The 24,146-nt window shown below is 59.7% G+C and carries 20 protein-coding genes and 1 pseudogene; 6 read left to right on the top strand and 15 right to left on the bottom strand.

The features are described 5' to 3' along the window. Positions 1-40: 40 nt before the first annotated feature. From ACR0DT_RS08915 to ACR0DT_RS08885, 7 genes and pseudogenes are all read right to left on the bottom strand, one after another. Positions 41-519: pseudogene (locus ACR0DT_RS08915) on the bottom strand (DUF2269 family protein). Further along, on the bottom strand, positions 519-1,604 hold the full coding sequence (locus ACR0DT_RS08910) for an SDR family oxidoreductase (protein ID WP_480710384.1): 1,086 nt from the start codon (positions 1,602-1,604) through the stop codon (positions 519-521). Before ACR0DT_RS08910 ends, ACR0DT_RS08915 begins: the two are co-directional and overlap by 1 nt. Before the next feature lie 33 nt (positions 1,605-1,637). Beyond that, positions 1,638-1,826 carry an NAD-dependent epimerase/dehydratase family protein gene (locus ACR0DT_RS08905; protein ID WP_480710383.1) on the bottom strand — a complete coding sequence of 63 codons (189 nt, stop codon included), beginning with the start codon at positions 1,824-1,826 and terminating at the stop codon, positions 1,638-1,640. A 93-nt stretch (positions 1,827-1,919) separates the two neighbouring features. After that, positions 1,920-2,630, bottom strand: a complete 711-nt coding sequence (locus ACR0DT_RS08900) for a VIT1/CCC1 transporter family protein (RefSeq protein WP_480710382.1) — start codon at positions 2,628-2,630, stop codon at positions 1,920-1,922. A gap of 54 nt (positions 2,631-2,684) precedes the next feature. After that, positions 2,685-3,674 carry a YcjF family protein gene (locus ACR0DT_RS08895; protein ID WP_480710381.1) on the bottom strand — a complete coding sequence of 330 codons (990 nt, stop codon included), beginning with the start codon at positions 3,672-3,674 and terminating at the stop codon, positions 2,685-2,687. Next, entirely contained in the window at positions 3,667-4,122 is a 456-nt protein-coding gene (locus tag ACR0DT_RS08890; RefSeq protein WP_480710380.1) for an N-acetyltransferase family protein, read from the bottom strand. The genes ACR0DT_RS08895 and ACR0DT_RS08890 overlap by 8 nt, the downstream gene beginning before the upstream one ends. Then, positions 4,119-5,531: a YcjX family GTP-binding protein gene (locus ACR0DT_RS08885; RefSeq protein ID WP_480710379.1), complete on the bottom strand. Its 1,413-nt coding sequence runs from the start codon at positions 5,529-5,531 to the stop codon at positions 4,119-4,121. Before ACR0DT_RS08885 ends, ACR0DT_RS08890 begins: the two co-directional genes overlap by 4 nt. Before the next feature lie 107 nt (positions 5,532-5,638). Here ACR0DT_RS08885 and truA point away from each other — a divergent pair, with 107 nt between their 5' ends. After that, positions 5,639-6,406 carry a tRNA pseudouridine(38-40) synthase TruA gene (truA, locus tag ACR0DT_RS08880; protein WP_480710378.1) on the top strand — a complete coding sequence of 256 codons (768 nt, stop codon included), beginning with the start codon at positions 5,639-5,641 and terminating at the stop codon, positions 6,404-6,406. On the opposite strand, the gene ACR0DT_RS08875 is transcribed toward truA, so the two are convergent. The 3 genes from ACR0DT_RS08875 to ACR0DT_RS08865 are packed head-to-tail and all read right to left on the bottom strand — an operon-like array spanning position 6,403 to position 8,844. Further along, on the bottom strand, positions 6,403-7,332 hold the full coding sequence (locus ACR0DT_RS08875) for a nickel/cobalt transporter (RefSeq protein WP_480710377.1): 930 nt from the start codon (positions 7,330-7,332) through the stop codon (positions 6,403-6,405). The two genes, truA and ACR0DT_RS08875, sit on opposite strands and share 4 nt — an antisense overlap. Continuing rightward, positions 7,317-8,009, bottom strand: coding sequence for a DUF1007 family protein (locus ACR0DT_RS08870; RefSeq protein WP_480710376.1), 693 nt, complete (start codon positions 8,007-8,009; stop codon positions 7,317-7,319). The genes ACR0DT_RS08875 and ACR0DT_RS08870 overlap by 16 nt, the downstream gene beginning before the upstream one ends. A gap of 28 nt (positions 8,010-8,037) precedes the next feature. Then, complete coding sequence (locus tag ACR0DT_RS08865; protein WP_480710375.1) at positions 8,038-8,844, bottom strand: thioesterase family protein; 807 nt, start codon at positions 8,842-8,844, stop codon at positions 8,038-8,040. 152 nt (positions 8,845-8,996) lie between these two features. On the opposite strand from ACR0DT_RS08865, the gene ACR0DT_RS08860 reads away from it, so the two are divergent. After that, entirely contained in the window at positions 8,997-9,932 is a 936-nt protein-coding gene (locus tag ACR0DT_RS08860) for a 2-hydroxyacid dehydrogenase (protein ID WP_480710374.1), read from the top strand. Positions 9,933-9,939: 7 nt separating this feature from the next. On the opposite strand, the gene ACR0DT_RS08855 is transcribed toward ACR0DT_RS08860, so the two are convergent. Beyond that, on the bottom strand, positions 9,940-10,296 hold the full coding sequence (locus ACR0DT_RS08855; RefSeq protein WP_480710373.1) for a hypothetical protein: 357 nt from the start codon (positions 10,294-10,296) through the stop codon (positions 9,940-9,942). Between the two features lie 342 nt (positions 10,297-10,638). Between ACR0DT_RS08855 and ACR0DT_RS08850 the strand changes: the two genes are divergently transcribed. The 4 genes from ACR0DT_RS08850 to ACR0DT_RS08835 all read left to right on the top strand — a co-directional run bounded on the left by ACR0DT_RS08850 (position 10,639) and on the right by ACR0DT_RS08835 (position 18,184). Continuing rightward, on the top strand, positions 10,639-10,962 hold the full coding sequence (locus tag ACR0DT_RS08850; protein WP_352992351.1) for a hypothetical protein: 324 nt from the start codon (positions 10,639-10,641) through the stop codon (positions 10,960-10,962). A gap of 54 nt (positions 10,963-11,016) precedes the next feature. Continuing rightward, entirely contained in the window at positions 11,017-12,003 is a 987-nt protein-coding gene (locus tag ACR0DT_RS08845; protein WP_480710372.1) for a type I glyceraldehyde-3-phosphate dehydrogenase, read from the top strand. A gap of 296 nt (positions 12,004-12,299) precedes the next feature. After that, the gene (locus ACR0DT_RS08840) at positions 12,300-14,105 is read left to right on the top strand and encodes an autotransporter assembly complex protein TamA (protein ID WP_480710371.1); all 1,806 of its coding nucleotides are present in this window, start codon (positions 12,300-12,302) and stop codon (positions 14,103-14,105) included. Beyond that, entirely contained in the window at positions 14,102-18,184 is a 4,083-nt protein-coding gene (locus ACR0DT_RS08835) for a translocation/assembly module TamB domain-containing protein (RefSeq protein WP_480710370.1), read from the top strand. The genes ACR0DT_RS08840 and ACR0DT_RS08835 overlap by 4 nt, the downstream gene beginning before the upstream one ends. On the opposite strand, the gene ACR0DT_RS08830 is transcribed toward ACR0DT_RS08835, so the two are convergent. The 4 genes from ACR0DT_RS08830 to ACR0DT_RS08815 form a co-directional block, all read right to left on the bottom strand. Further along, positions 18,178-18,693 (bottom strand): thioesterase family protein, encoded by a 516-nt coding sequence (locus ACR0DT_RS08830; protein WP_480710369.1) that lies wholly within the window; start codon positions 18,691-18,693, stop codon positions 18,178-18,180. The genes ACR0DT_RS08835 and ACR0DT_RS08830 overlap by 7 nt on opposite strands. Continuing rightward, the gene (locus ACR0DT_RS08825) at positions 18,686-19,474 is read right to left on the bottom strand and encodes a cyclase family protein (RefSeq protein WP_480710368.1); all 789 of its coding nucleotides are present in this window, start codon (positions 19,472-19,474) and stop codon (positions 18,686-18,688) included. Before ACR0DT_RS08825 ends, ACR0DT_RS08830 begins: the two co-directional genes overlap by 8 nt. Positions 19,475-19,585: 111 nt before the next feature. Further along, complete coding sequence (gene fdhF, locus ACR0DT_RS08820; RefSeq protein ID WP_480710367.1) at positions 19,586-22,369, bottom strand: formate dehydrogenase subunit alpha; 2,784 nt, start codon at positions 22,367-22,369, stop codon at positions 19,586-19,588. A gap of 13 nt (positions 22,370-22,382) precedes the next feature. Next, positions 22,383-24,086, bottom strand: coding sequence for an NAD(P)H-dependent oxidoreductase subunit E (locus ACR0DT_RS08815; protein ID WP_480710366.1), 1,704 nt, complete (start codon positions 24,084-24,086; stop codon positions 22,383-22,385). Positions 24,087-24,146: the final 60 nt, after the last annotated feature.

Below are 24,146 nucleotides of genomic sequence, written 5' to 3'. Positions count from 1 at the left end.
CAGTCAGAAATCCCGATGATTTGCGTGTTGATCCCTTGGGCTACACCCAGCCAATCGACGGACGGGCGATCATCAACCAGATGATGATCAGAACAGCCGCAAAAGCCGGAAAGCCACAGACGAACCAGATACGGAATAGGCGGTGATAGGACCGTGGCAGCGGAGCGTTCGCATCTGCTGCGGCCTGCGCCAACTCACGCAGCCGAACCTGTATCCACACCACCGGCAGCCAGAACACCCCCGCCACCGCGTAAAGCAGCAGCGAGGCTAAAATCCAGCCTTCGGTCATAGGCCACCCCAGCCGCCATGCCAGCATCCCGCCTGTTACTGGCTGCAGTACAACGGCGCTCGCCGTGAATACCAGATCGGCCAGCACCACGGTTCCGGCGGTCTGAGCGATAAACTGTGCGTCGCCGGTGGATGCGCGATCAGCATGAAAAACGCGATCCCTGCCCCGGTGCCAAGCAGAACGCACGCCCCTATAACGTGCAACCATCGCAGGATCAGATCAGGGTCCATCAGCGGCTCTGCAGCAGGGGCCAAGCGACAAGCGACAAGGTCATCGCTGGCAGGATTTTGATCAGGGGCCCAAGCGGATCCAGCCACAGACCGGGCACAGTGAAACTGGCCGCCAGCAGGTAGAAAATGGCAACTGCAACCTGCGCCAGACACGCACGCGCGGCCAAAGGGCGCCACAGGATGGCAAGCCCCAACGCAATGTCGACTAATGACCAGAACAGAACGCTGGCGACGGCCATTCCTGTGCTCCACCCTATCCCGGTCAGAACCGATGTAGCCTTGAGCAGACCAATCAGCCCGAAGAGGCCGGACAGCAGCCAGAACAGGCTGAGAACCGCGACTACCAGTGGCATTAGCAAGGACATTCGCGCAACCAGCCGATGTTCACGGGCGCAAGTCAGGCCCGCATAAATCTGGGGCAAGGACACCAGCGACCGGCCTGTTGCGGCGCGAAACGGCTCCGGATTACCGACCACACCGTATTCCATCACGGTCATTGCGTTGCTGCGCAGGGGCGAGCGCCTTCCCAAATGATCCAACGCATCCGCGCTGCGTGCGATCACAGTCGTGATGACAGCAGGTATCTTCACCGTGAACCGAGCCGCAGGGAAACCCAGCCAACGGCGGGTCTCGGTCAGCACATCAGACAAGGGGGCCGGGGAATCTTCGACCAGATCGTAAGTGCCCTGCGGTATCTCATTGGCCACGGCCAAGGTCACCGCACGGCACAGGTCTGGCATGCCCACGCATTGAACAGGCGCTTGCGGATACGCGATGGGTTGCACCACAGGAACCGCCGCCAACATCCGCAGCAACGCCGTTCCACCATAATCAGATTGTCCGATCACCAGACCGGGTTTGAATATCCAAAGCGGTACATCACAAGCCCGCAGCGCCGCGTCCCCTCCCGCCTTGGTGCGCATAAAATCCGTATCTGCACTGGGATCAGCACCAATGGCTGAGATTTGAACCACCGCAATTCCTTGTCGCGCACAGGCTTGCCCGAGGGCTGCGATGGCGGTGTGGTGCACCGCCTCGAGATCATCGGCAGAACCATCCTGCAGCGCCCCTGCACAATTCACCACGCAGTCAACGCCTTCCAGATATGCCCCCCAATCCTAGGACCGCAGACATGCCCGTAAATCGCCTTGCACCTGCGTTACATCCGGCAGAACCCGCGCACTGATTTTCACGTTGCGTACAAAAGCCGACACACGTGCGCCCTCGGCTCTCAGAGACCGCGTCAACGCCGCACCGATAAATCCATAAGCCCCTAAAACCAGTACGTTTTTATTCTCTATCCGCAACGGTTACTCGATCCCTTAAACCTCTTTGCAGCAACGTAACCGCTGGTCAAGAATTGACCAGCCCTATGGGGCACACTGCGACAATCTTGGTCGTCAGGGGTGAAATAGCGAGCCCACAAGATATGCGATCAACGCCGCCGCCCCGCCGATCACAAAGGTCTCCAACCCAGACCGCCACCACGGGAACAGCGACCAATGGGCTTTGAAAGCCCCGATTGCAAAGAAAACACCCATGGTCATGCAGACCGACACCGTAAAGGCCTGATCAACCGACAAAAGGAACGGCAGCAGTGGCACCATACCGGCGACAAGAAAGGCAATAAACGTCGCCATCGCGGCCTTGAACGGATGGGGGTCGACGCTGCCCAACCCGTATTCGCCTTCGACCATCAAGTTGATCCAATTGTCGTGGTTGGCCGTGATCGCATCGGTTGCCTCGTCCAGAACATCACCCGACAGGCCCTTTTGTGCCAGAATCTCGCGCACTTCGCGGCGCTCGCCTTCGGGATACAGACTGATGTGGCGTTCTTCGATAGCGCGGATGCGGCGGATGTTGTCCAGCTCGGCTTTGGTACCCGAGTAATTCCCGGCGGCCATGGAAAACCCGTCAGCCAGGACATTGGCGAGCCCCAGCGCCACGATGATGAACGGCGACAGCCCGGCCCCGGCAACTCCAGCCACAATGGCAAAGGTGGTAACCGATCCGTCGATGCCGCCATACACTACGTCCCGTAGTACCCCCCGCCCCGGAGGCGCATTGATCCGTGCGGCGATTTCCTGCTGGCTGTGTCCGTGATCGGTCATGGCTGGCTCCGGCTTTGTTATGCACGCCAGCGGGCCACAGGACTTTGCGCCAGGTCAAGTTTTGGAAAACAATCCGCTGAGTGCGCGTTTGATCATCCCCCGCGTAGATGGCTTGTGCCGATCTGAAAACGGTAGTGGTCGGCAGACCTCCATCGCGGCCACACCAACCCGCGCGCTGAGCGCGCCATTCACCAGCCCCTCGCCGAACCGGCGCGACAGTTTACTGAGGACCGATCCGCCCAGAATAGGTTCCAGCAGATCATCGCCCACGGCTACTGCCCCGGTCGCCACCAGATGCACGAACACGGCACGGGTCAGACGCCAGCTGCCCAGAAATCCAGCGCGTCCGCCATATATCTCGGCCACCCGGCGGATCATCCGCAAGGAGGCCGCAAGGGCCGTCACCACATCAGCCAACGCCAAGGGCACCAGTGCGGTCACCGTGGCAACCTGCCGGGCGGCGGCCTCGACCTCACGGCTGGCGGCGGCGTCGAGTGGGGCCAACAATTCGTCCTCGGCCAAGGTCAGCAGGGTCGAGGCGTCGAATTGCTCTCCCATCCGTTCAGCTAACCGGTCGCGGCCCCACCGGGTTTCCTCGCGCCCTTTGTAAAACGCGATCAGGCGGTTGGTGACCGTGCGAGCCTGCGCCAAATCACCCTCGGCCAGCGCGGCATCTGCGGCGCGGCGCATCCCATCCACGCGAGACAAGCGCCCGATGGCTGCCAGCTCCCGCAGCGCGATAATCAGAGCGACCAAAACCAACGCACCGATCAGCCCAGTTACAGCCCAGCCCAGTATCGGCGACCGCAACAGCAGTGAGGTGGCAAAATCCCATGCGGCAACGGAAACCACCGCGCCAAGCACGGCCAGCGTCAGCCCCCAGAACCAGCGCGACAGGACCGAGGGCTGTCGTGCCGCCAACCGGGCTGCCGCTTGCATCGCCTGACCTTGAGGTGGGTCAATATCCGGAACTGGCGGGGCCTGTGCCACATCGGCGGCAGGTTCTTCCGTATCGAGATCAATCAGTACCGGACCCTTAGCCATCCGCTGCCCCTATCCGCCGCCAGACATATTTAATGTCAGGCAGGTTTTCATCATTGTCAGCCCCATCACTGCGGGCCACTTCGGCAAAACCGTTGCGTTCATAAAACCGGCACGCGCCGTGGTTGGCCTGAAACGCAAACAAGGACAGTTCTGCCTGATCGGATTTGGCATGATCCAGCAAGCGCTGCCCAATCCCCTGTCCGCATATTGGCGGCGTCAGATACAAGGAATGAACTTCCGTCCCGTTGAGCGCTAAAAACCCCACAACGTCAGTATCGGTTTCGGCCACGGTGACCCAACCCCGATCAATCATCCAACCGCAAAAGGCGATGGTTTCAGCGCAGGTATGTAGCTCGGGCATCCAGTCGCTTTCACGGGCAAAGCCGTACAGGATCTCTCCGATCTTTCCGGCATCCGTCGTGCGCGCGGGGCGGAGGGTTACGGTCACAGGCGGTCTCCGATCAGGAACTGCGTGGCACGGTCCAACCGGATATGGGGCGGGCCATCGCCCGGACGCAGGGTCAGATGCGCGGGTGCAAAAGCCATGAAACCGAAATCCTTGTCCAGCCAGCTTTCTGCCCCGTTGCGGGCCGGGCCCAGCAAATGGGCCGGGTCATCGGGCAGATCACCGGGGTAAAAGGCTGCCTGTTTGCCGTTCAGCAACGTCCCACGCACACAAGGCAAATCTGCCCCGTTATGCGTTCGGATTTCCTCGGTCGTGGCGCGCAGGGCAGCCAGCGACAGCGCCGCCGTCTCGGCCCCGGCAAAGCTAGCCCTGTCGCGGGCATCCCGGGTCAGGGCCTCCATGATATGGGTCAGACGGGGGTGCTGTGTGTGGTGCAGGTGATCGGCCTTGGTGGCTGCGAACAGTATACGTTCAACCCGCTTGCCCAACAGCAGCTGGCTGAGCCACGCATTGCGCCCCGGTCGAAAGGCCGACAGGATATCGGCCATCGCCCGACGCATATCCTCGACCGCTTGCGGCCCTTTATGGATCGCACCCAGCGCATCGACCAGAACCACCTGACGGTCGATCCGCGAGAAATGATCGCGAAAGAAGGGTTTCACCACTTGCGATTTATACGCCTCATATCGGCGCGCCATTTCGCGGTGCAAGCTACGGCGCGGCGCGTGGCCCTCCGCCGGCAATGGCGCAAAGGTCAGCACCGGAGAACCCGCCAGATCGCCGGGCAACAGAAACCGCCCCGGCGTGCAATCATAAAACCCTGCATCCCGTGCGGCGTTCAAATACGCAGCAAAGGCTTTGGCCAACGCCTGCGCCGTGGGTTCGTCATGAGCATCCGCAGGGTTTGCGGCCCTGGCCTGCGCCAAATACGCAGCCGCTTCGGTCCGCGTTTCGATACGGTTTAAGGTTTCGGCTGACCAGACCTCGTATGATTTGTCCAGTAATGCCAAGTCCAGCAGCCACTCACCCGGATAATCCACAATATCCAGATGAACCGTGCGCGGCCCCTGCAAACCCGCAAGCAACCCTGCTGGACGGGCCTTGAAGGACAGGCGCAGCTCGGACACGGCACGGGTGCTGTCTGGCCAATGGGGCTGTGGCCCGGTCAGCGCGGCCAGGTGGTTTTCATAGTCAAAGCGCGGCACCGTATCGTCCGGCTGGGGTTGCAGATAGACCGAATTGATGCGGCCTTCCTGCTGCGCGACCAATCCGGGCATCCGTCCCCGATCCAGCAGATTCGCAACCAGAGACGTGATGAACACCGTCTTTCCCGACCGCGCCAACCCGGTAACGCCCAGACGGATGACCGGTTCAAACAGAGTTTCAGACACACGGTCGCCCACGGTTTCAACACCGCGCACAAGACTGTCTGCCAGGGATGAGATGACCAAACTGTCGCCCCGCTTTTTTCGTTTCGCTCAAGATAGGTAGAGGTCAGCAGACATACCAGCGCTTTCCCACTCTTGCCCGTCCCCGCGCGGCGCGTTACCAGCAGCCCATGCCTAGATACGCGCTGAAAGTCGAATACCAAGGGGAACCGTTTGCCGGGTGGCAGCGGCAAAAGGAATTGCCGTCTGTGCAGGGGGCAATCGAACAGGCCCTGTCGCGTATTCAGCCCGGCGATCACACCATTGCTGCTGCGGGCCGAACGGACGCAGGCGTTCATGCACTGGGTCAGGTCGCCCATTGCGATCTGGTCAAAGACTGGGACCCTTTCCGCCTGTCCGAGGCGCTGAACTATCACCTCAAGCCGCGGCCGGTGGTCATCGTCAAAGCCGCTCGGGTCGGCGATGACTGGCACGCAAGGTTTTCCGCGTTAGAACGGCAGTACCTGTTTCGCATCCTAATGCGCCGTGCGCCTGCGACACATGACGCCGGTCAGGTCTGGCGGATCAACCACCGGCTGGATGTCGATGCCATGCAGGCCGGGGCGGATATGTTGATCGGGCGGCATGATTTCACCACCTTCCGCTCATCCATTTGTCAGGCCGCCAGCCCAGTCAAAACTCTGGATGAGCTGCGGGTTGAACAGGTTGAGGGTTTCTCGGGTCCTGAGATACACTTCCACGTTCGCGCCCGGTCTTTCCTGCACAATCAGGTGCGCAGCTTTGTGGGTACTCTGGAGCGTGTCGGCGCGGGTGGGTGGACACCCGACGATGTGCGCGAAGCACTGCAAGCCGCAGATCGCGCTGCTTGCGGACCGGTATGCCCGCCGCAAGGCTTGTATCTAGCGCGTGTCGGATACCCGGAACCAGTCTTCGGTTAAATCGCGCGCAGTAGCAAACCGCTGGCAATCACAGCGATTGTTAAACCCGCCACCAATTCAATGGTTGGGGCCAGCACGGATGCAAATCGCGTGGCCGAGGCAGAGGCCAGCAATCCCCCGCGCAATCCGAACGACGTCCATCCGACCAGAGTCGTTACGGTCGCCGTGCCCAGCGCCATGGCAAAGGCCCCTGCGACACCGACCATCGCGATCCCCATTTGCCATGTCAGGATAAGAACAAACAGCGCCCCGGTACATGGCCGGGCAGCGATGCCGGCAATCAGCAACAGAGCCTCGCGCAGGCTACCAACCTGCGCCACCTCTTCCGCTGTGGGACCATGCCGGTGGCCACAATCTGAGCACACTTCATGGTCATGATGGTGATGATCATGGTCGTGATGATTATGATGGAGATGCGCGGTTTCACTACGGTGTCGCTTTGCAAAACTGCGTATTGCACGGAACACCAGCCAAAGGCCTATCGCGGCGATGGCACCATAGCTGATAGGTGCCATGACTTGTTCGGTCGTTCCCACCAGGCTTTCGCGTGACATCTGAAAGACCAGAACGCCCGCATAAACCAGCACAACGGCCGTCACCGCCTGCCCCAGACTGGACAGAACGCTAATAGCAGACAAGCGCCAGAAGGGGACCCGGCGACCCAGCCCATAACCGCCGATCAGAACCTTGCCATGGCCGGGACCGATGGCGTGAAAGAAACCATAGGCGAAGCAAACCGTCAGCAGGGTGGCGACAGCCTCGGGCTGTTCCGCCCGCGCGGCGCGTAAGGATCGTGCGATCTGGTTCTGAAACTCTCGCTGTTCGCCCGCCGCCCATGCGGCCAGGCTGTCAAACCCGCCACTGCCCCAGAACCACAGAAGCAACGCAATGGCGACGGCAACCGGAAAAATCAGGTATTTGGACATGAAACGAAAATCTCGGTCGCAAAGCTTTCTCCGACCAGCGGAATATCGTTTTCCTCAAGGTCGTAATCTGCATCCAGTGTCAACAAAAAAGCCTGCATCTGCGCCAGTTGCCCGTCGATATCGGGGTCGATTCGGTCCATCTGACACGACACAGGGCCGGTCACTGTCACCGGGCGGGTCATTTCATAGGCGGTATAATAAGTTTCATCAAAGGCTTTTGCCGTTAGCGCGGCGGCTGAGACCGAGCTGCCCTCGACCGCGCGCAGATGGCTGGTGACGATGCGCCCGTCTTCGGTGGTCGCGGAAGGCTCAAGCGGGCCCGACAAGGTCACGGGCGCACCATCCGCAGTGACGACTAGATCGCCATTGTACCCCTCGACCCATTGCGCATCGAAACCGGACAACAATTGCTTTTCACCGTCGTTCAAAACGCCATCGGCATCCTGATCCAGCCGCATATCCTCCAGCACCAACAACGAATAGAATTCATCATACGCCCAAGTCACCCGGACATGGGTCAGTTGACCGGCGTCGTCCACGATGAATTCCAACCCGGTGTCGATAAAGACATGCGGGTGCGCCAAGGCCGGGATAGGCAGGCAGCAGGTCAGCAGGGTTACAATCCAACGCATGCGTGAAAGATAGGGCTTGAGCCCACGCGCGGCAATGCGATTCAAACGACACCTGCAGAATCTGGCCATTGGATCAATTCGGCGGGAACAGAACCAACGTTTGCAAGGCCGTACCGACCGGGCCTTGCGTGTCATACAGCACGGATTGGGACATCCCGATCCCCGACGGTTGCCAATGGCACACCGAGTCCGACGCCAGCCAATCCGAAACCGGCTCACGATGGATTTGCACGGTCAGATCGGTGTTCATGAAACCCATCTCGGTTGTCGGTGCATTCCACGAGATGCCGTTGCCACAGTCGGCCAGTGGGCAAAGCACCTGAATCGGTGACGGCACCTCGCCATCCAGCAAGGCAGGGGTGCGCATCCAGACTATCTTGGGCCCTGCCCCCTGATTTCCACCCTTCGGGTACAGCACCTGAGAATGGTTGGCGAATCCGGGCAGATCGTGACGTATCTCACCAATCGGAAATGGCCCTGTCACTGCGTCTTCCAGCCGGGGTGGAGGCATCGTGACATTCGGAACCGTCCCAATATCACGACGCGCCAGATGCATTGTTGTCGCGGCAGCACAGAGCGTGTCGTCCAGATCGTGCACCGTTACCCGTGTGGTGGCCAGCGTCTTGGTATGACGCGTGGTCTCTGCGGCCACGCGCAGCCCGGCCAGTGGTTGCGGGCGCAGCAGATCGACCGTCAACCGGGTCAGCATCTTCTCAGGCCCGACTTCTGTTTCGGCGGCACGCACGATCAGGCCGCTGACCGGCCCGGCGTGACAATGATCCGCTGACCACGGCCCACGCGCGGGGTCATTGCCCACAAAAGCGCCATCCGAACGCAGGTGAAAATAGGCCTGGTGGCTCAGGTCTTGGGTCCCGTTCATGCGCTGCCTCAAACGTTTTCTGTGCGTGCCTGTACACTCTAACCAGTGAACGGGCTTTACCTTCGGCCAAAGAATGACTTAGCTGCGGCAGCGATGTCCAGTTCTGTGACGGGACGTCATTGCAGGCAAATTGAAGCAGAGGGGGACGCAACATGGCGTTGTTGATTGAAACCGGGCTGTCCGATTGGATAAGCGACAACGATATTGCCCGCGACATCCGTCGGCTGCACCCGGATATGGATGTGCGCACGCCCGAAACCCTGGGCGACCCGGCCGATATCACCATGGTCGCGGTCGTCGGATTGAGCAACAATCGCCCCAATCGCCTGCCAAACCTGAAACTGGTGCAAAAACTGGGCGCCGGGGTCGAGACCATCGTCAGCAACCCCAACCTGCCCGCGCATGTGCGTATCACGCGGCTGAAACCAGACGCCCCCGCACAGGGGATCGCCGAATGGTTTGTAGCCTATGTTCTACGCCATCAGCGGCACATGGTCTTTCACGAAAAGGCGCAAAACCGCGCGGAGTGGGCCCCTAGGGCGCCTGGCTATTCGCCAGACACCGTGGTCGGCGTGCTGGGGCTGGGCCATATCGGTACCCGTAGCGCCAAAATGCTGCGCGCTATCGGGTTTCAGGTCATGGGTTGGAGCCGCTCAGCCAAGCAAATTGACGGTGTAACTTGCCTGCACGGAGACGCGGCCCTGCCCGAACTGCTGGGCCAGTGCGACCATGTCTGCGCGATCCTGCCCTCGACCCCACAGACAATTGGGTTGTTCGATGCCGATATGCTGGCTGCGATGAAACCGGGCAGCCAACTGTTGAACGCAGGCCGCGGTGATCTGATCGACGAGGCCGCGCTGATCGCCGCGCTGGACAATGGCACGCCGGGCCATGCTGTGCTGGACGTGACCTCGACCGAGCCCCTGCCGTCCGACAGCCCGCTATGGACACATCCCAGTGTCACCATCACACCGCATGTCTCGGGCTGGCATCTGGGCGAAGCACTGGCAGATGTGGGTGAAAACTTTCGTCGTTTGACCACCGGTGAACCGCTGCTACACGAAGTAGACAGATCCCGCGGCTACTAGGCCCCGATCAGGGTGTCAGAATCCAGTTTCCGCCCGCATCGCGGCACCGACGGGTTCTGACCTCGCGCGTTTGATCCGCTCCTTCCGGCCGAATGAAATGCTGAAAATGAACGCAATTGTCACGCACATCGCGCACGCGGATCGTGCCTTTTGAACCGGTTTCGTCGTTCTCCCAGTTGCTTTCCGCACCAACCCGAGGCGTGCCGCCCTCAAGCATCGCGGCCGAGGTCGCGCTCAGTATCTCGAAGTCTGCCGGACTCAGGCCCATATCCGCGATGATTCGGGAAATTGTTTGGGCCTGCACGCCCAAAGACGATCCCAGTATCGTGATTGCTACTACCGTAGAAGAAATCCAGGCTTTCATGATCGCCTCGCCTTGCTGAAATAGGTTTGCATTCAAGACTATACTGGCAGTGAACGGGGGCCAAGCCCTGTCAAGCGAACGCGATAACTATCCCGAACGATTCCATCGGTACCGCGGGCCCGAAACCGGCACAGCCTTCTTGCGCAGCGCTCGCGCAGCGCGGCTGATGCGCCGAGCACACACATCTAATGGAACATGGGCCTCATTGCCTTTTGTGCAACGACGCGAACCGGCCGCCACAGCCTAACCACTTACACTGATTCAGGATTTCCAGCGCAGGGGTTCACATAAGCGTCTGAATCTGGTGAAATAACACCGGTTTTTAGCACTGGAGATTGTTCAATGGTACTGCGCGGATCCCTGCTGGCACTGGCAGCTGTAGTTGGCCTGACGGCCCTGGAGGCAACCCCTGTTGCCGCCAAAGAAGAAACCAAATCGGTCTTTGTCATGAGCCGCACATGGGCTGTTACTCAGGTCTCGGATGCTCCGGTCGTGTACCGCGCCACGCGCGACAACAACAACCTCAACCCGTTCGGCCCACCACCCCGCCTGCGTACCATCCAGGCTATGGCGGCCATTCAAGCGGCGACTGGATGCAAGCCTATCCGGGCCAGCATGTATCAAAACATTTCGGGCCAATTCTTTTCACAGGTCAGCTGCAATTGATCCTGCGGCGAAACGGGCATTGAGGTCAGCGCAACCCGCTGCCATAGCTTGCGCATGAAACTCGCAATCAACGGATTCGGCCGTATTGGCCGCACGATCCTGCGGCAGCTGCTGGCGTTGCCGTGGGGCAAGGATATTGAGCTGGTGCTGATCAACGATATCGCACCGCTGGAAACCTGTGCCTATCTGTTCAAATACGACAGCACGTTTGGCCCCTATCCCGGGCCAGTCGAGGCCGGAGATGAGGCCCTTGTCATCGACGGCCATTCTATCCCCGTCACCCATAGCCCGGATCTGTCCCGCGTTGACCTGAGCGGAGTGGATGTCCTGATGGATTGCACCGGGGTCGCGCGCACCTCGGACGTAGCCAGCCAGGGATTGACTGCCGGGGCAGGCAAAGTGCTGATCTCGGGCCCTTCACCCGCGACCGAAGTGACAATTGTTCTGGGCGCAAACGAGGCGCAGTTGGGCAATGCGCGGATCGTATCGAACGCGTCCTGCACCACCAATGGGCTGGCCCCTCTGGTCAAAGTTCTAGACGGGATCGGAGGCATCGCCTCGGCCCATATGACAACCATCCACTGCTATACCAATAGCCAGCCGATGGTCGACGCCCCGCGCGGCGATCTGGCCCGATCGCGCGCCGGAGCGCTGTCTATGGTGCCCACCACCAGCAGCGCCACACATTTGATTGATGAGGTTATGCCCCATCTCGCTGGCCGCATCTCAGGCGCGGCAGTGCGGGTTCCCACGGCCAGTGTCTCTGCGATAGATCTGGTCGCGACGCTTGAACGCGGCATGTCCGCCACTGACTTTGAAGCCGAACTGCGAAAGGCGGTCACGCACTCTCCCGTTCTGGGCTGGACCGATCACCCTTTGGTATCGTCAGATTTGCGGACTCGACCGGAATCGCTAGTCATCGCAGGACCTGAGACACGGATGGTCGGCGACCAGCAGGTTCGCATTTTTGGATGGTATGACAATGAATGGGGCTTTTCTGCGCGCATGCTCGACGTCGCCCGCTTGATGGCACAGCCCTGATCGAACGGAACCGCAGCGCGCGGGCCTGCCCGTGCGCTGCCCGGCCCAACTGGTTCCAAGCATCTTTGATGCGAAGGGTCCGGGCGGGAGGAGCATGGAAATGCAAAAAATGGTTGGCGCCATAGTTTCGACCCCCAAAAACAGGGGCTGGACGGGCACACAATCCGGTATTTTGGCGCCGTTTTCGATAAGTCCTTTCCCTGTGCGGAATCTGATGCTCTAACATGAAAGTTATCAGCCGCTGTTTTTATAAGACGGTGCAATTGATTTCGACTTGGGGCAGTTGGAGCCATTCGATGCGGGGAAGCAGGCCACTGGCCTTTGTGAAATACTGTCTGCTTGGCGCATTGACCGCCGCTCTCCCCTCGTCTCTGGCCGCGCTGGAAATAACCCTGTCCGCGCCAGGTGCGCCAAAGCCCGTGGTTGAGCGCATCGAAGAAACCTCCTCGGTCGTGACAGCCGACGAACGCGGATTGGACACACCGCTTGAGGTCCTGTCCGCCGCCCTGTCGGATTACCGTACCATCGTTCAGATTCTGTATGATGAAGGCTACTTCAGCCCCGTTGTCAGCATTAAGCTGGATGGTCAGGAAGCGGCTGACATAAGCTCGTTAACGGTACCCAACACAATCAGCCGTGCGGTGATCACGGTGAATACCGGACCGACCTTTACTTTTGGCACCGCCATCGTTGAGCCGGTAACGCCGGAGACGATCCTGCCCGAGGAGTTCGCCCCCGGCAAACTGGCCACGACCGGGGCCATCCAACAGGCAGCCTCGGCCGGAGTGCAGGGCTGGCGGGATGCCGGACACGCCAAGGCACAACTTGAAGGCCAGACTGTCATCGCTCGCCATACGCAAAGAAAGCTGGATGCAGAAATCGACCTTGAACCGGGGCCGCGCCTGACCTTCGGCGAGATGTTCATAAAGGGCGATTCAGATGTTCGCCCCAGGTCGATCTACAAAATCGCCGGGTTCCCGTCAGGCGAGGTTTACTCACCAGCGGCGATCCAGAAGGTTGGCACCCGGTTGCGCCGTACCGGAACTTTTAGCATCGTTTCGATTGAAGAGCATGAAACCCCAAATCCCGACGGCACGCTGGATTTCGACGCCACCTTCGAAGACATGCCCAAGCGCCGCTTGACCTTCGGGGTCGAGCTGGCCTCGAACGCCGGTCTGGACGTCACTGCAACCTGGACACATCGCAATGTTTTTCGCCGCGCGGAACGGCTGCGGTTCGAAGCCGCGTTGCGCAATATCGGGGGAACTGAGGATCTGGACGGCCGCATCGGTTTGCGACTGGATCAGCCCGACCGGCTAGGCCCGGACGACAATACCTTTTGGAGTGCTTTGCTGGAGCGGCGCAATACCGAGAACTACAACGTATCCGTGGCCTCGCTGGCCTATGGTGCGCGTCGCACCTTTTCCGACCGGCTTTATGCCGAAGCCTCGGCCGGATTTCAGTGGTCGGATGCAGATGACGCCTATGGCAGCGGCCGCAAGTTCCGTTATTTCATTATTCCAACCCGGTCGGAATGGGACGAGCGTGACAGCAAAGTTAGCGCGACCCGTGGGTTCTATTTGGATTCGCAAATCATGCCGTTCGTTGGGTTTTCAGGCACGGACACGGGCATCCGGCTATTCGCCGACACACGCGCATATACCAGCCTTGGCACAGGCGGGCGGCTCGTTCTGGCCGGGCGTGCTCAGATAGGGTCGATCATCGGGCCCTCGCCAAGCAATGTGACCCCGGATTTTCTGTTCTTCTCGGGCGGGGCTGGAACCGTGCGCGGGCAGCCGTTCGAAAGCCTCGGCATTCCAGTGAATGGCGGTGTAGCGGGCGGCAAGTCCTTCATTGGATTGTCCGGCGAAGTCCGGGGCAAGATCACCGACACGATATCCCTTGTCGGATTTTATGATTTCGGTACCGTGGACACGTCCTCATTCATCGGCAGCGATGCGGAGTTCCATTCAGGTGCCGGGCTTGGATTCAGGTATGATCTGGGTGGATTCGGCCCGCTGCGCCTCGACCTAGCCCTGCCAGTTCAAGGTGACACCGGAGATGGTCTGCAATTCTATATCGGGATCGGACAAGCGTTTTGATACGGCAGTATTCATATCCGGTTGTGACAACGGTGCTGATCCTGACAGCACCGCCCCTGATCGCGCAGGAGGATGACGGCGGTGGCAGCATGTTGGAGCGTTTCCTGCAGGACACCTTGTCAGGCGATGATCAGAACGTCACCGTCAAAGGGCTGCAAGGCGCGCTAAGCGCCCGCGCTACTATTGAAGAAATCACCGTGTCAGACGACGAGGGCGTCTGGCTGACCATCAAAGATGCCGAGCTGGACTGGAACCGGCTGGCCCTGATCCGGGGTCGGTTTTCCGTCAATGCTTTGACCGCGCAGGAAATCGACATTGCCCGCGCCCCCGGCACGACCACCAAGGACACCCCGGCGCCAACCGCCGAAACCAAACCGTTCGAACTGCCAGAGCTGCCCGTTTCCATCGAAATTGGCGAAATTAAGATTGATGAGCTGTCACTGGGCGAACCTCTGATCGGGGTCGCCGCCGATCTGTCTGTGACAGGAAACCTGTCGCTGGCCGATGGCGCGCTGGACACCAGTCTGGACGTCACCCGACTGGACCGCGCGGGCGATGAGGTCACTTTGACCGCCGGGTTCCAAAATACCTCGCGTGAAATAAATCTGGACCTGCAGGTGAAAGAGGCCGCAGGCGGGGTGATTTCGACGGCACTGAACATTCCTGATAGCCCGCCGATTGGCCTTTCGGTCACAGGTGCGGGTCCGGTGACCGATTTCACCGCCGATATCGCCCTGAGCAGTGACAATCAGCAACAGGTCACAGGACAGGTTGAACTACGCGCCACAGAAACCGGCGCGGCGGACGGGATCGCCTTTACCGCAGATCTGGGCGGCGACCTGACCCCCTTCATGGCCGAGGATCTAGACCCGTTCTTCGGCCCGAAAACGCGCTTGTACGTAGAAGGGCAGACTAAACCGCAAGGCGCGCTGGACATACCCGACCTGGAATTGACCACGCAAGCCTTGAACCTGAAGGGTGAGCTGCAGTTGGCCGAAGGCGGCACTTTGCAACTGGCGGCACTGCAAGGCCGGATCACCCCGCCCGACGGGAATACGGTGGTGTTGCCGGTCAAAGGCGGCGACACCTCGATCGAAGCAGCGCAAATTTCCGCTCTGTTCGATCAAAAAAACGGCAACCTGTGGGACCTGAGCCTGACAGCGAACGCGTTTCAGTCACCACAGGCGAAGCTGGACACGGCCCGGATCACCGCACAGGGCACCCTTGAACAGGGCACTGCATTCAGCGTCTCTGGCGACCTTCAAGCCATCGTGGACGGGATCGACCTGAATGATCAGGCCCTGAACACCGCACTGGGTGAAAGCATAACACTGGACGGGCAGTTCGATTACGGCAGCGATCAATCCCTGAATCTGTCGGGGTTCGAACTGGTGGGAACTGACTATACCCTGGCGCTGGATGCGTTGATCGACGGGCTGAACAGCGGTCTGACGGTTGACGGATCGGCGACGCTCGAGGCATCGGACCTGTCCCGGTTTTCGGATCTGGCGCAACTTGATCTGGGCGGGAAGGCCTCGGGGCGGGTCGAAGGCAAGGGCTCGCCGCTGGAACGCAGTTTTGACGGCAAGCTAGTGGTTGAGGGCAGCAATCTGGTCACCGGGCGCGATGACATTGACCCGGTCATCAAAGGCGAAACCACCATTACCTTAGATGGTAGCCGGGGAAGCGACGGCATCACCATTCGCGAGTTTGACCTGAACAGCGAGGCTGCGCAGGCAAAGGCCAGTGGCGAAGTCACCACATCCGACGGCAACCTGACCATCGACGGCAAGGCCAGTGTGAATGCATCTGACCTGTCGGTCTTTTCCGGTCTAGCCAAGCGTGAACTTGGCGGTTCGGTGCAGGCAGAAATGGACGGCAAAGGGACGGTGCAGACGCTGGAATTCGACGGCACCGCCAGCGTGACCGGAAAGGACATCAAAACTGGCATGTCCGATATCGATCCGTTGCTGACCGGCAAGACCGTGATCACCTGGGACGGCGCGCGCACAGCCGATCAGATCGAAATCCGTAAAGCGACGGTCAACGGCACAGCCCTGACCGCGAATGTCGCCGCAACGGTGGACGACCCGACCGGAGACCTGTCTATTGACGGCAGCGCCCGTCTAAACGCCCCCGATCTGTCGCTGTTCTCGGGGTTGGCGAAACGCGATCTGGCCGGATCGGTCGCCGCGAATATGCAGGGCAACGGAAATCTCGCCAACCGTGTCTTTGACGTTCAAGGCAACGTGGACGCCGATGACATTCAGACCGGGATCGAACTGGTCGACAAATTGATCCAAGGACGCACGACCCTGAACATTGATGCCGACAAAGGCGAAGAGGGCGTGGAAATCCGCACCTTCAGCCTGAAAGGCACCGCCTTGTCCGCAACGGCATCGGGCAAGCTGGATCGAGAGGCCGGAGGTCTGACCTTCTCGGCACAGCTTGACGACCTTTCCCGCGTCATTGCTTCGATGTCCGGGCCGATGACATTGGACGGAAATGTTGCCCCAACCCGTTCGGGGCTTGAAGGGGACATGCGGTTAAGCGGTCCAGACAGTTCTTATGCAGCGCTAACCGGAATGGTAAATACCGATGGTTCAGCCGATCTGGATTTCGACGCCAAGCTGAACAAGATCGAACGGTTCGCGCCCGAATTCCCTGGTACCGTGGCAGCGACCGGTAACGCCAAACGCAACAATGGCGTTTGGTCCATCGACGGATCAGCCAATGGCCCGGCCGAGATCAGCAGCACCATCGCCGGAACCTTTGACGAAAACAGCGGTGAGGCCGATCTGCAAGCGCAGGGCGGTATCAACCTGGGTGTCGCCAACATCTTTATTTCACCGAACCAGATCGAAGGAACGGCGCGGCATAATCTGCGTCTGAAAGGAAAACCTCAGCTTAGCTCGCTCAGCGGGTCTGTCACCACCTCGGGAACGTCACTGGCTATTCCTGCCATCGGACAGACCGTCACCGGGATCAGCGGCTCGGTCGAATTGGCGCAAAGCCGCGCCAATATCTCGCTGAATGGAGGCATGCGGGCAGGTGGTACCTTTACCATCTCTGGGCCTTTGGACCTAACGCCGCCGCTGAACGCGAACATCGTCGCGCGGCTCAACCAGCTGGTGCTTACAGATAAGCTGCTGTACGAGACAACGTTGAACGGTGAAATCGCCATGACCGGAGCTTTGGCAGGAAACAGCGCCATTTCCGGTCAGATCACGTTCGAAGAAACCAATATCAACCTTGCAGCCGCTGCTGGCGCCGTTGGCGCCGCGCCGATCCCCGAGATCAGACATATCAATGAAAGTCAGGCCGGTTTCCTCACCCGTGAACGCGCAGGTCTGATTGTCGAGGAAGGCGCGCAGAAAAGCGATTCCCGTATCGCACTGGATGTCAATCTGGTCGCGCCCAAAGCGGTGTTCGTGCGCGGCCGGGGTGTTAATGCCGAACTTGGCGGGCGACTGTCTATTGGCGGCACGACCACTGCAGTTATCCCGTCTGGTCAGATCGAATTGATCCGCGGGAATTTCGACATTCTGGGTCGTAGGCTGGCCCTGACAAAGGGGCTTGTGACGCTGCAAGGGGACCTGACGCCGTATATCGAGTTCGCCTCATCCACCAGTACATCCGATGGTACCGCAACAATCGAAATCTCGGGTCCGTTGAATGCCCCCGAGGTTGACGTCTATTCCGACCCCGAACGCCCCGCCGAAGAGGCGCTGGCTATGCTATTGTTCGGCAACCGGTTTTCCGAAATTTCACCCTTTGTAATCGCCCAGATGGCGGCGTCGCTGGCGCAGCTCAGCGGTGCCGGAGGGGATGCAACCAAAGGGCTTCGCGATTCGACCGGCGTCGACACGGTGGATATCGGCGCGTCCGAAGGAGGTGCTGGCCGTCTGGGGGCCGGAGCGTATCTGAGCGACAATCTCTACACCGATTTCACAGTCAACACCGAAGGCGATACCGAGGTGAACCTGAATCTTGATGTCTCGGACAACTTCACGGTCCGCGGCTCGGTCGATGGGCGTGGTGAGACTGGGGTTGGGGTGTTTTTCGAACGGGATTATTGATCGCGCCGACGGATGCCGATGGCGTGTCCAACCTGTGACGCAGGCTCCAGTATTGCGTGATCTTGAACCATCCGGGTCAGCCGCGCGACCGCCCAGTCCGGATAAGGAGTTGAACGCCTGGTCGTATGGCTGACGTTCATGAACAGCGCCTCTTGCGTGGCACATATCACCCCGTCACCAGACAGCATTTGCGCAAAGTAGTGCCCGCGTTTGTAGTCGGCATCCAGCATGCGAAAGCGAAACCAGAACGGCGTGCCCAGGTGTATCTCGTCCAGAAAATTCATGTGCGATTGCAGGATATAAGGCCCCTGCCCCAACGCATTGACCTGCGCCTCGCCCAAGCCCAGGTGATCATCCATCAAGTGATCCAGCGCACGATCGAAGGCCACACCATAAAACCCAACGTTCATGTGACCGTTATAGTCGATCCATTCCGGTAGAACCGAAAACCCTCGTATTTCAATTGGCGCATCATAAGGTCCATCATGGCCGCCACGGAGTTTAGTCATCAGGGTCTTCCTCGAAAATTGCGACAGCGCGAATAAAGCCTGCCGACGCACCTTTGATCTTGAACGGAAAACACGAGATTTCGAACCCGGTGGGCGGAAGGTCTTCCAGGTTTGTCAGTTTTTCCATGTGGCAATACCCGATGTCCATTGATGCCCGGTGACCTTCCCAGATGATCGACGGATCGCGGGTTTCCGAATATTCCTGCGCCGTCAGCGCAAAAGGTGCGTCCCAGCTCCAGGCGTCCGTGCCGGTGACCCGGACGCCGCGTTGGGTCAGGTACAGCGTCGCCTCGCGCCCCATTCCGCAGCCCTTCATCAGGTAATCGGGTTGCCCGTACTGCGTGCCTGCCGAGGTGTTCACGATCACGATGTCCAGCGGTTGCAAGCTATGCCCGGTTCGCTTCAGTTCCGCCTCCACATCGGCGGCGGACACCACATAGCCGTCGTCGAAGTGGCGAAAGTCCAGCTTTACGCCAGGGTTCATGCACCATTCCAGGGGCACCTCGTCGATGGTGATCGCCCTTTCGCCGTTATTCATCGTCGAGTGATGATGATAAGGCGCGTCCAGATGAGTGCCGTTGTGCGTGGCGATCTGCAGCCGCTCGATAGCCCAGCCCTCGCCGCCCGGCAGGTCTTCTTTTTGCAAGCCGGGAAAGAAAGACATGACCTGTTCGGCCGTCTGGCCATGGGTCAGGTATTCGATTTCGGGCAGCATGATTGGCGGGTCCGACACAATCCCGGTTTCCAACGGAACGGATAGATCGACGAAACGGCGGGCCATGTGAAACTCCTGCACCAGTGACGGTGACAGGGTTGGCTGCAAGTAACATGCTGTCAAGGAAAGAAAAAGGCGACCGAATAGGCCGCCTTTCATTCAATGTATGGGGTGGGGCTATTCCGCCGCGACGGCGTCTTCGACTTTTTCCACCCGCACCGCCGAGAATTTGAACTCGGGGATTTTGCCATACGGGTCGATGGCCGAGTTGGTCAGGATATTCGCCGCCGCCTCGACATAGGCGAACGGGACAAACACCATATCCTCGGCGATGGCCCGGTCGGCACGTGCCATGATCTCGATCGAACCGCGACGGGTGGTCAGCCGAACCATCTCGCCCGGCTCAACGCCCATCAGTTTCAGCGTGCGAGGGTTCATCGAACAGTTCGCTTCGGGCTCTACCGCGTCCAGAACGCTGGCACGGCGGGTCATGGCACCGGTATGCCAGTGCTCCAACTGACGCCCGGTGGTAGCGATCATCGGATATTCTTCATCCGGCGATTCATCCGGTGGGATCACGCTAGCAGGGGTGAACTTGGCCTTACCGCCAGCGCGCGGGAAGCCGTCACCAAACACGATGGACTGACCCGGATCGGTCTCGCTGAGCGACGGATAGGTGATCGACTCGGTCTCAAGTCGCTCCCACGTGATGTTATCCAGCGATTCCATCGTCAGCTTCATCTCGTTGAACACCTGAGATACATCCGTGTAATCCCAGTTCAATCCGATGCGCTGCGCCAGTTCGGTGGTGATCTGCCAATCCTCACGCGCCTCTCCCGGAGGGGCCACAGCGGGACGCACCCGCTGCACCTGACGGTTGGTGTTCGACACGGTGCCGTTCTTTTCATACAGCGCCGAGGCCGGCAGGATGATGTCGGCATAGTTCGCCGTTTCGGTCAGGAAGATATCCTGCACGATCATCAGGTCGAGCTTGGCCAACGCCGCACGGGCGTGGTTGACATCCGGGTCGGACATGGCTGGGTTTTCACCCAAGATATACATGCCCTTGATGTTGCCCGCGTAGACCTCATCAATGATCTCGGTAACCGTCAGGCCTTTCTCGTTCGAGAAGTCCTCGGAGTTCCAGACATGATTGAACTTGGCGCGGATGTCATCATCCATAACCGACTGATAATCTGGTAGGAACATCGGGATCAGACCTGCGTCCGACGCGCCCTGCACGTTGTTCTGGCCGCGCAGCGGGTGCAGACCCGCGCCCGGTTTGCCGACATTGCCGGTCATCAGAGCCAGCGAGATCAGGCAGCGAGAGTTATCCGTGCCATGGATATGCTGGCTGACGCCCATACCCCAGAAGATCAGACCCGCCTTGGCCTGCGCAAAGGTCCGCGCCACTCGGCGCAGCTGATCCGGCTCGATACCGCAGATCGGGGCCATCGCCTCGGGAGTGAATTGGCTCAGATGTTCCTTCTCGGCTGCCCAATTCTCGGTCCAGGTGTGGATGTACTGGCTGTCATACAGCTCTTCCTCGACGATCACGTTCATGATCGCGTTCAGCATTGACACGTCAGCACCTGGACGGAACTGCAGCATTTCGGTCGCGAATTTGCGCATACCGACACCGCGCGGGTCCATCACGATCAGCTTGCCACCGCGCTTGGTGAACTGCTTAAAATAAGTCGCCGCAACGGGGTGATTTTCAATCGGGTTGGCCCCGATGATGATCGCAACATCTGCGTTTTCGATCTCGTTGAAAGTCGCGGTCACTGCGCCCGAGCCCACGTTCTCGATCAGCGCCGCCACCGACGACGCGTGGCACAATCGGGTGCAGTGGTCGACGTTGTTGTGGCGGAAACCCTGACGGATGAACTTCTGGAACAGATAGGCTTCTTCGTTGGTGCATTTGGCCGAGCCAAAGCCTGCAACACTGCGCGGGTCTGCTTCACGCATCGTCTTCAGCTTGGTCGCCGCCAAATCCATCGCCTCTCCCCACGTCGCTTCGCGGAAATGGGTGCTCAGATTACCGGGATCGACGTTCAGCCCCTTCGCAGGCGCGTCCTCACGCCGGATCAGAGGCTTGGTCAGGCGGTGCGGGTGGTGAATGTAGTCAAAGCCAAAGCGGCCTTTGACGCACAGGCGACCTTCGTTTGCAGGGCCATTGATGCCCTCCACATATTTGACCTTGCCGTCTTTAACCTTCAGCGAGACTTTGCAGCCAACACCGCAGAACGGGCAGACGCTTTCAGTTTCGCTGTCATAATCCTTGCTGTCCCCCTGCTGCTGATCGTTCAACACGGTAGCGGGCATCAGGGCACCTGTCGGGCAGGCCTGAACACATTCGCCACAGGCCACGCAGGTCGATGCGCCCATCGGGTCGTTTTGGTCAAACACCACCTGCGCAGTATGACCGCGACCGGCCATGCCGATCACGTCGTTCACCTGCACATCACGGCAAGCACGCACACAGAGGTTGCAGTTGATGCAGGCATCCAGATTGACGCGCATCGCTACGTGGCTGTCATCCAGCAGAGGGATTTTCTCGGCCTCTTTTGCCGGGAAACGGCTATCGCTAACATCGTTCAGCTTGGCCATATCCCAAAAGTGGCTGGACACGTCATGTGGCTGCTCGGGTTGGTCTGCCACCAGCAGTTCCATGACCATCGCGCGCGACTTTTCGGCGCGGTCAGTGTCGGTCTTTACCACCATGCCTTCCGAGGCTGGGCGAACGCACGAGGCGACCAGTGTACGCTCGCCGTCCACCTCGACCATACAGGCGCGGCAGTTGCCGTCGGGTTTGTAGCCCGGTGCCGGTTTGTGGCACAGGTGCGGGATTACCAGTCCACGACCGTTGGCCGCTTCCCAGATCGTGGTGCCTTCGGGCACGGTGACGTCATCGCCGTTCAGATTGAAGGTGACGGTCTTGGTTGGGCTTGCATCAAGCATGGCTCTGTCTCCCTCAGATTTCGTCAGCGAAGTGTTTCATGACCAGACGGATCGGGTTCGGGGCCGCCTGCCCCAAACCGCAAATCGAGGCATCGCCCATGACCTGACACAGATCCTCTAACAGGTCCTGATCCCACTTGTCGGCCTGCATCAGCTTGACCGCTTTTTCGCAACCGGCCCGGCAAGGCGTACACTGACCACAGCTTTCATCCTCGAAGAACCGCAGCATGTTCAGGGCCGCATCGCGGGCGGTGTCCTGATCAGACAGAACCACCACGGCGGCGGAGCCGATAAAGGTGCCATGGGGTTGCAGCGTGTCGAAATCCAGCGGGATATCGTCCATCGATGCGGGCAGAAGACCCGACGAAGGACCACCGGGCTGATACGCCTTGAAGGTCTGACCTTCGGCCATGCCACCTGCGGCCTCAATCACATCCAGAATGGTCGACCCGGCAGGCAGAAGGTAAACCCCCGGCTTGGCCACCCGGCCTGAGACTGAATAGCTGCGCAGGCCCGTGCGGCCATTCTTTTCGGTGCTGTTGAGACATTCCGGCCCCTCGCGGCAAATCTTCGAGACCCAATACAGCGTCTCGACATTGTGCACGAGCGTCGGGCGGTTAAAGACCCCAACCTGCGCCACGAACGGAGGACGGTGACGCGGCAGGCCCTTCTTACCTTCGATCGACTCGATCATCGCGGATTCTTCACCGCAGATATAGGCGCCCGCACCGCGGCGCAGATCGATGTAACCTTTCTCGACGATTCCGGCATCTTCAAGCGCTGCAATCTCGCGGGCCAGGATTTCCAGAACCGCCGGGTATTCATCGCGCATATAGATAAAGCAGGTTTCCGCCTCGACCGCCCATGCGGCGATCAGCATGCCTTCGAGGAAGACATGCGGCGTACGCTCCAGATAGTAGCGGTCTTTGAACGTGCCGGGTTCGCCTTCGTCGCCGTTCACGGCCAGATAGCGCGGGCCTTCGTTCATCCGAACAAAGCCCCATTTCTTGCCCGACGGGAAGCCAGCACCGCCCAGGCCACGCAGACCCGAAGACAGGACACCTTCCTGCACCTTCTCCCAGTCACCACCGTCGCGCAGCTCTTTCAGCTTGGCGTAGCCGCCGTTTTCGGCGTAGGCAGCAAAGGTTTCATAATCGGGTAGATGGGCGTGGGTATCGCCCGCCTCAATCGCAGCTTGCACCTTTTCCGGCGTCGCATGGTCGATATGGTTGTGGCCGATCTCAAGCACGGGAGCGGTGTCGCAACGGCCCATGCAGGGCGCGCGAAGGACACGAACCTGTGATGCGTCCAACCCGTCTTCCAACGCCTTTTGCAGCTGCTGGGCCCCTGCCATTTCACAAGACAGGGAATCGCAGACCCGGATGGTCAACGCCGGAGGAGGGGTTTCGTCTTCTTTCACCACATCAAAATGGGCATAGAAAGTGGCAGTTTCATAAATCTCGGCCTGCCCGACCCGCACTTCGACGGCCAGCGCGGCAATATGATCGGCCGAGATATGGCCGTATCTGTCCTGAATCAAATGCAAAAATTCGATCAGCAGATCTCGCCTACGTGGGCTATCGCCCAGCAAGTCCAGAATGTCGGCTTGCGCCTGATCAGTGAATTGGCGGCCTTTTGGTGTGTGCCGCCCTTTGCCTTTACCTGACTTCCAAACGCCCGGTTTGGCGTCGGATGGCTTGGTGTCCAAGGGTGCCATGCGTTCCTCCGTTTGAGACCGACTCTGTCTCATCAGAGTAACATATCGTCAAATCGCATT

The sequence above is a fragment of the Ruegeria sp. BI11 genome, assembly GCF_056538005.1.
The sequence above is the reverse complement of the archived record's forward strand: the minus strand, read 5'-3'. Positions and strand labels throughout refer to the sequence as shown.

Excerpts from the sequence above, each read along its gene's own strand:
- ACR0DT_RS08900 (WP_480710382.1), bottom strand. The coding sequence starts at position 2,630 with ATGACCGATCACGGACACAGCCAGCAGGAAATCGCCGCACGGATCAAT.
- ACR0DT_RS08895 (WP_480710381.1), bottom strand. The coding sequence starts at position 3,674 with ATGGCTAAGGGTCCGGTACTGATTGATCTCGATACGGAAGAACCTGCC.
- truA (WP_480710378.1), top strand. The coding sequence starts at position 5,639 with ATGCCTAGATACGCGCTGAAAGTCGAATACCAAGGGGAACCGTTTGCC.
- ACR0DT_RS08875 (WP_480710377.1), bottom strand. The coding sequence starts at position 7,332 with ATGTCCAAATACCTGATTTTTCCGGTTGCCGTCGCCATTGCGTTGCTT.
- ACR0DT_RS08865 (WP_480710375.1), bottom strand. The coding sequence starts at position 8,844 with ATGAACGGGACCCAAGACCTGAGCCACCAGGCCTATTTTCACCTGCGT.
- ACR0DT_RS08860 (WP_480710374.1), top strand. The coding sequence starts at position 8,997 with ATGGCGTTGTTGATTGAAACCGGGCTGTCCGATTGGATAAGCGACAAC.
- ACR0DT_RS08855 (WP_480710373.1), bottom strand. The coding sequence starts at position 10,296 with ATGAAAGCCTGGATTTCTTCTACGGTAGTAGCAATCACGATACTGGGA.
- ACR0DT_RS08850 (WP_352992351.1), top strand. The coding sequence starts at position 10,639 with ATGGTACTGCGCGGATCCCTGCTGGCACTGGCAGCTGTAGTTGGCCTG.
- ACR0DT_RS08845 (WP_480710372.1), top strand. The coding sequence starts at position 11,017 with ATGAAACTCGCAATCAACGGATTCGGCCGTATTGGCCGCACGATCCTG.
- ACR0DT_RS08840 (WP_480710371.1), top strand. The coding sequence starts at position 12,300 with ATGCGGGGAAGCAGGCCACTGGCCTTTGTGAAATACTGTCTGCTTGGC.
- ACR0DT_RS08830 (WP_480710369.1), bottom strand. The coding sequence starts at position 18,693 with ATGACTAAACTCCGTGGCGGCCATGATGGACCTTATGATGCGCCAATT.
- ACR0DT_RS08825 (WP_480710368.1), bottom strand. The coding sequence starts at position 19,474 with ATGGCCCGCCGTTTCGTCGATCTATCCGTTCCGTTGGAAACCGGGATT.
- fdhF (WP_480710367.1), bottom strand. The coding sequence starts at position 22,369 with ATGCTTGATGCAAGCCCAACCAAGACCGTCACCTTCAATCTGAACGGC.
- ACR0DT_RS08815 (WP_480710366.1), bottom strand. The coding sequence starts at position 24,086 with ATGGCACCCTTGGACACCAAGCCATCCGACGCCAAACCGGGCGTTTGG.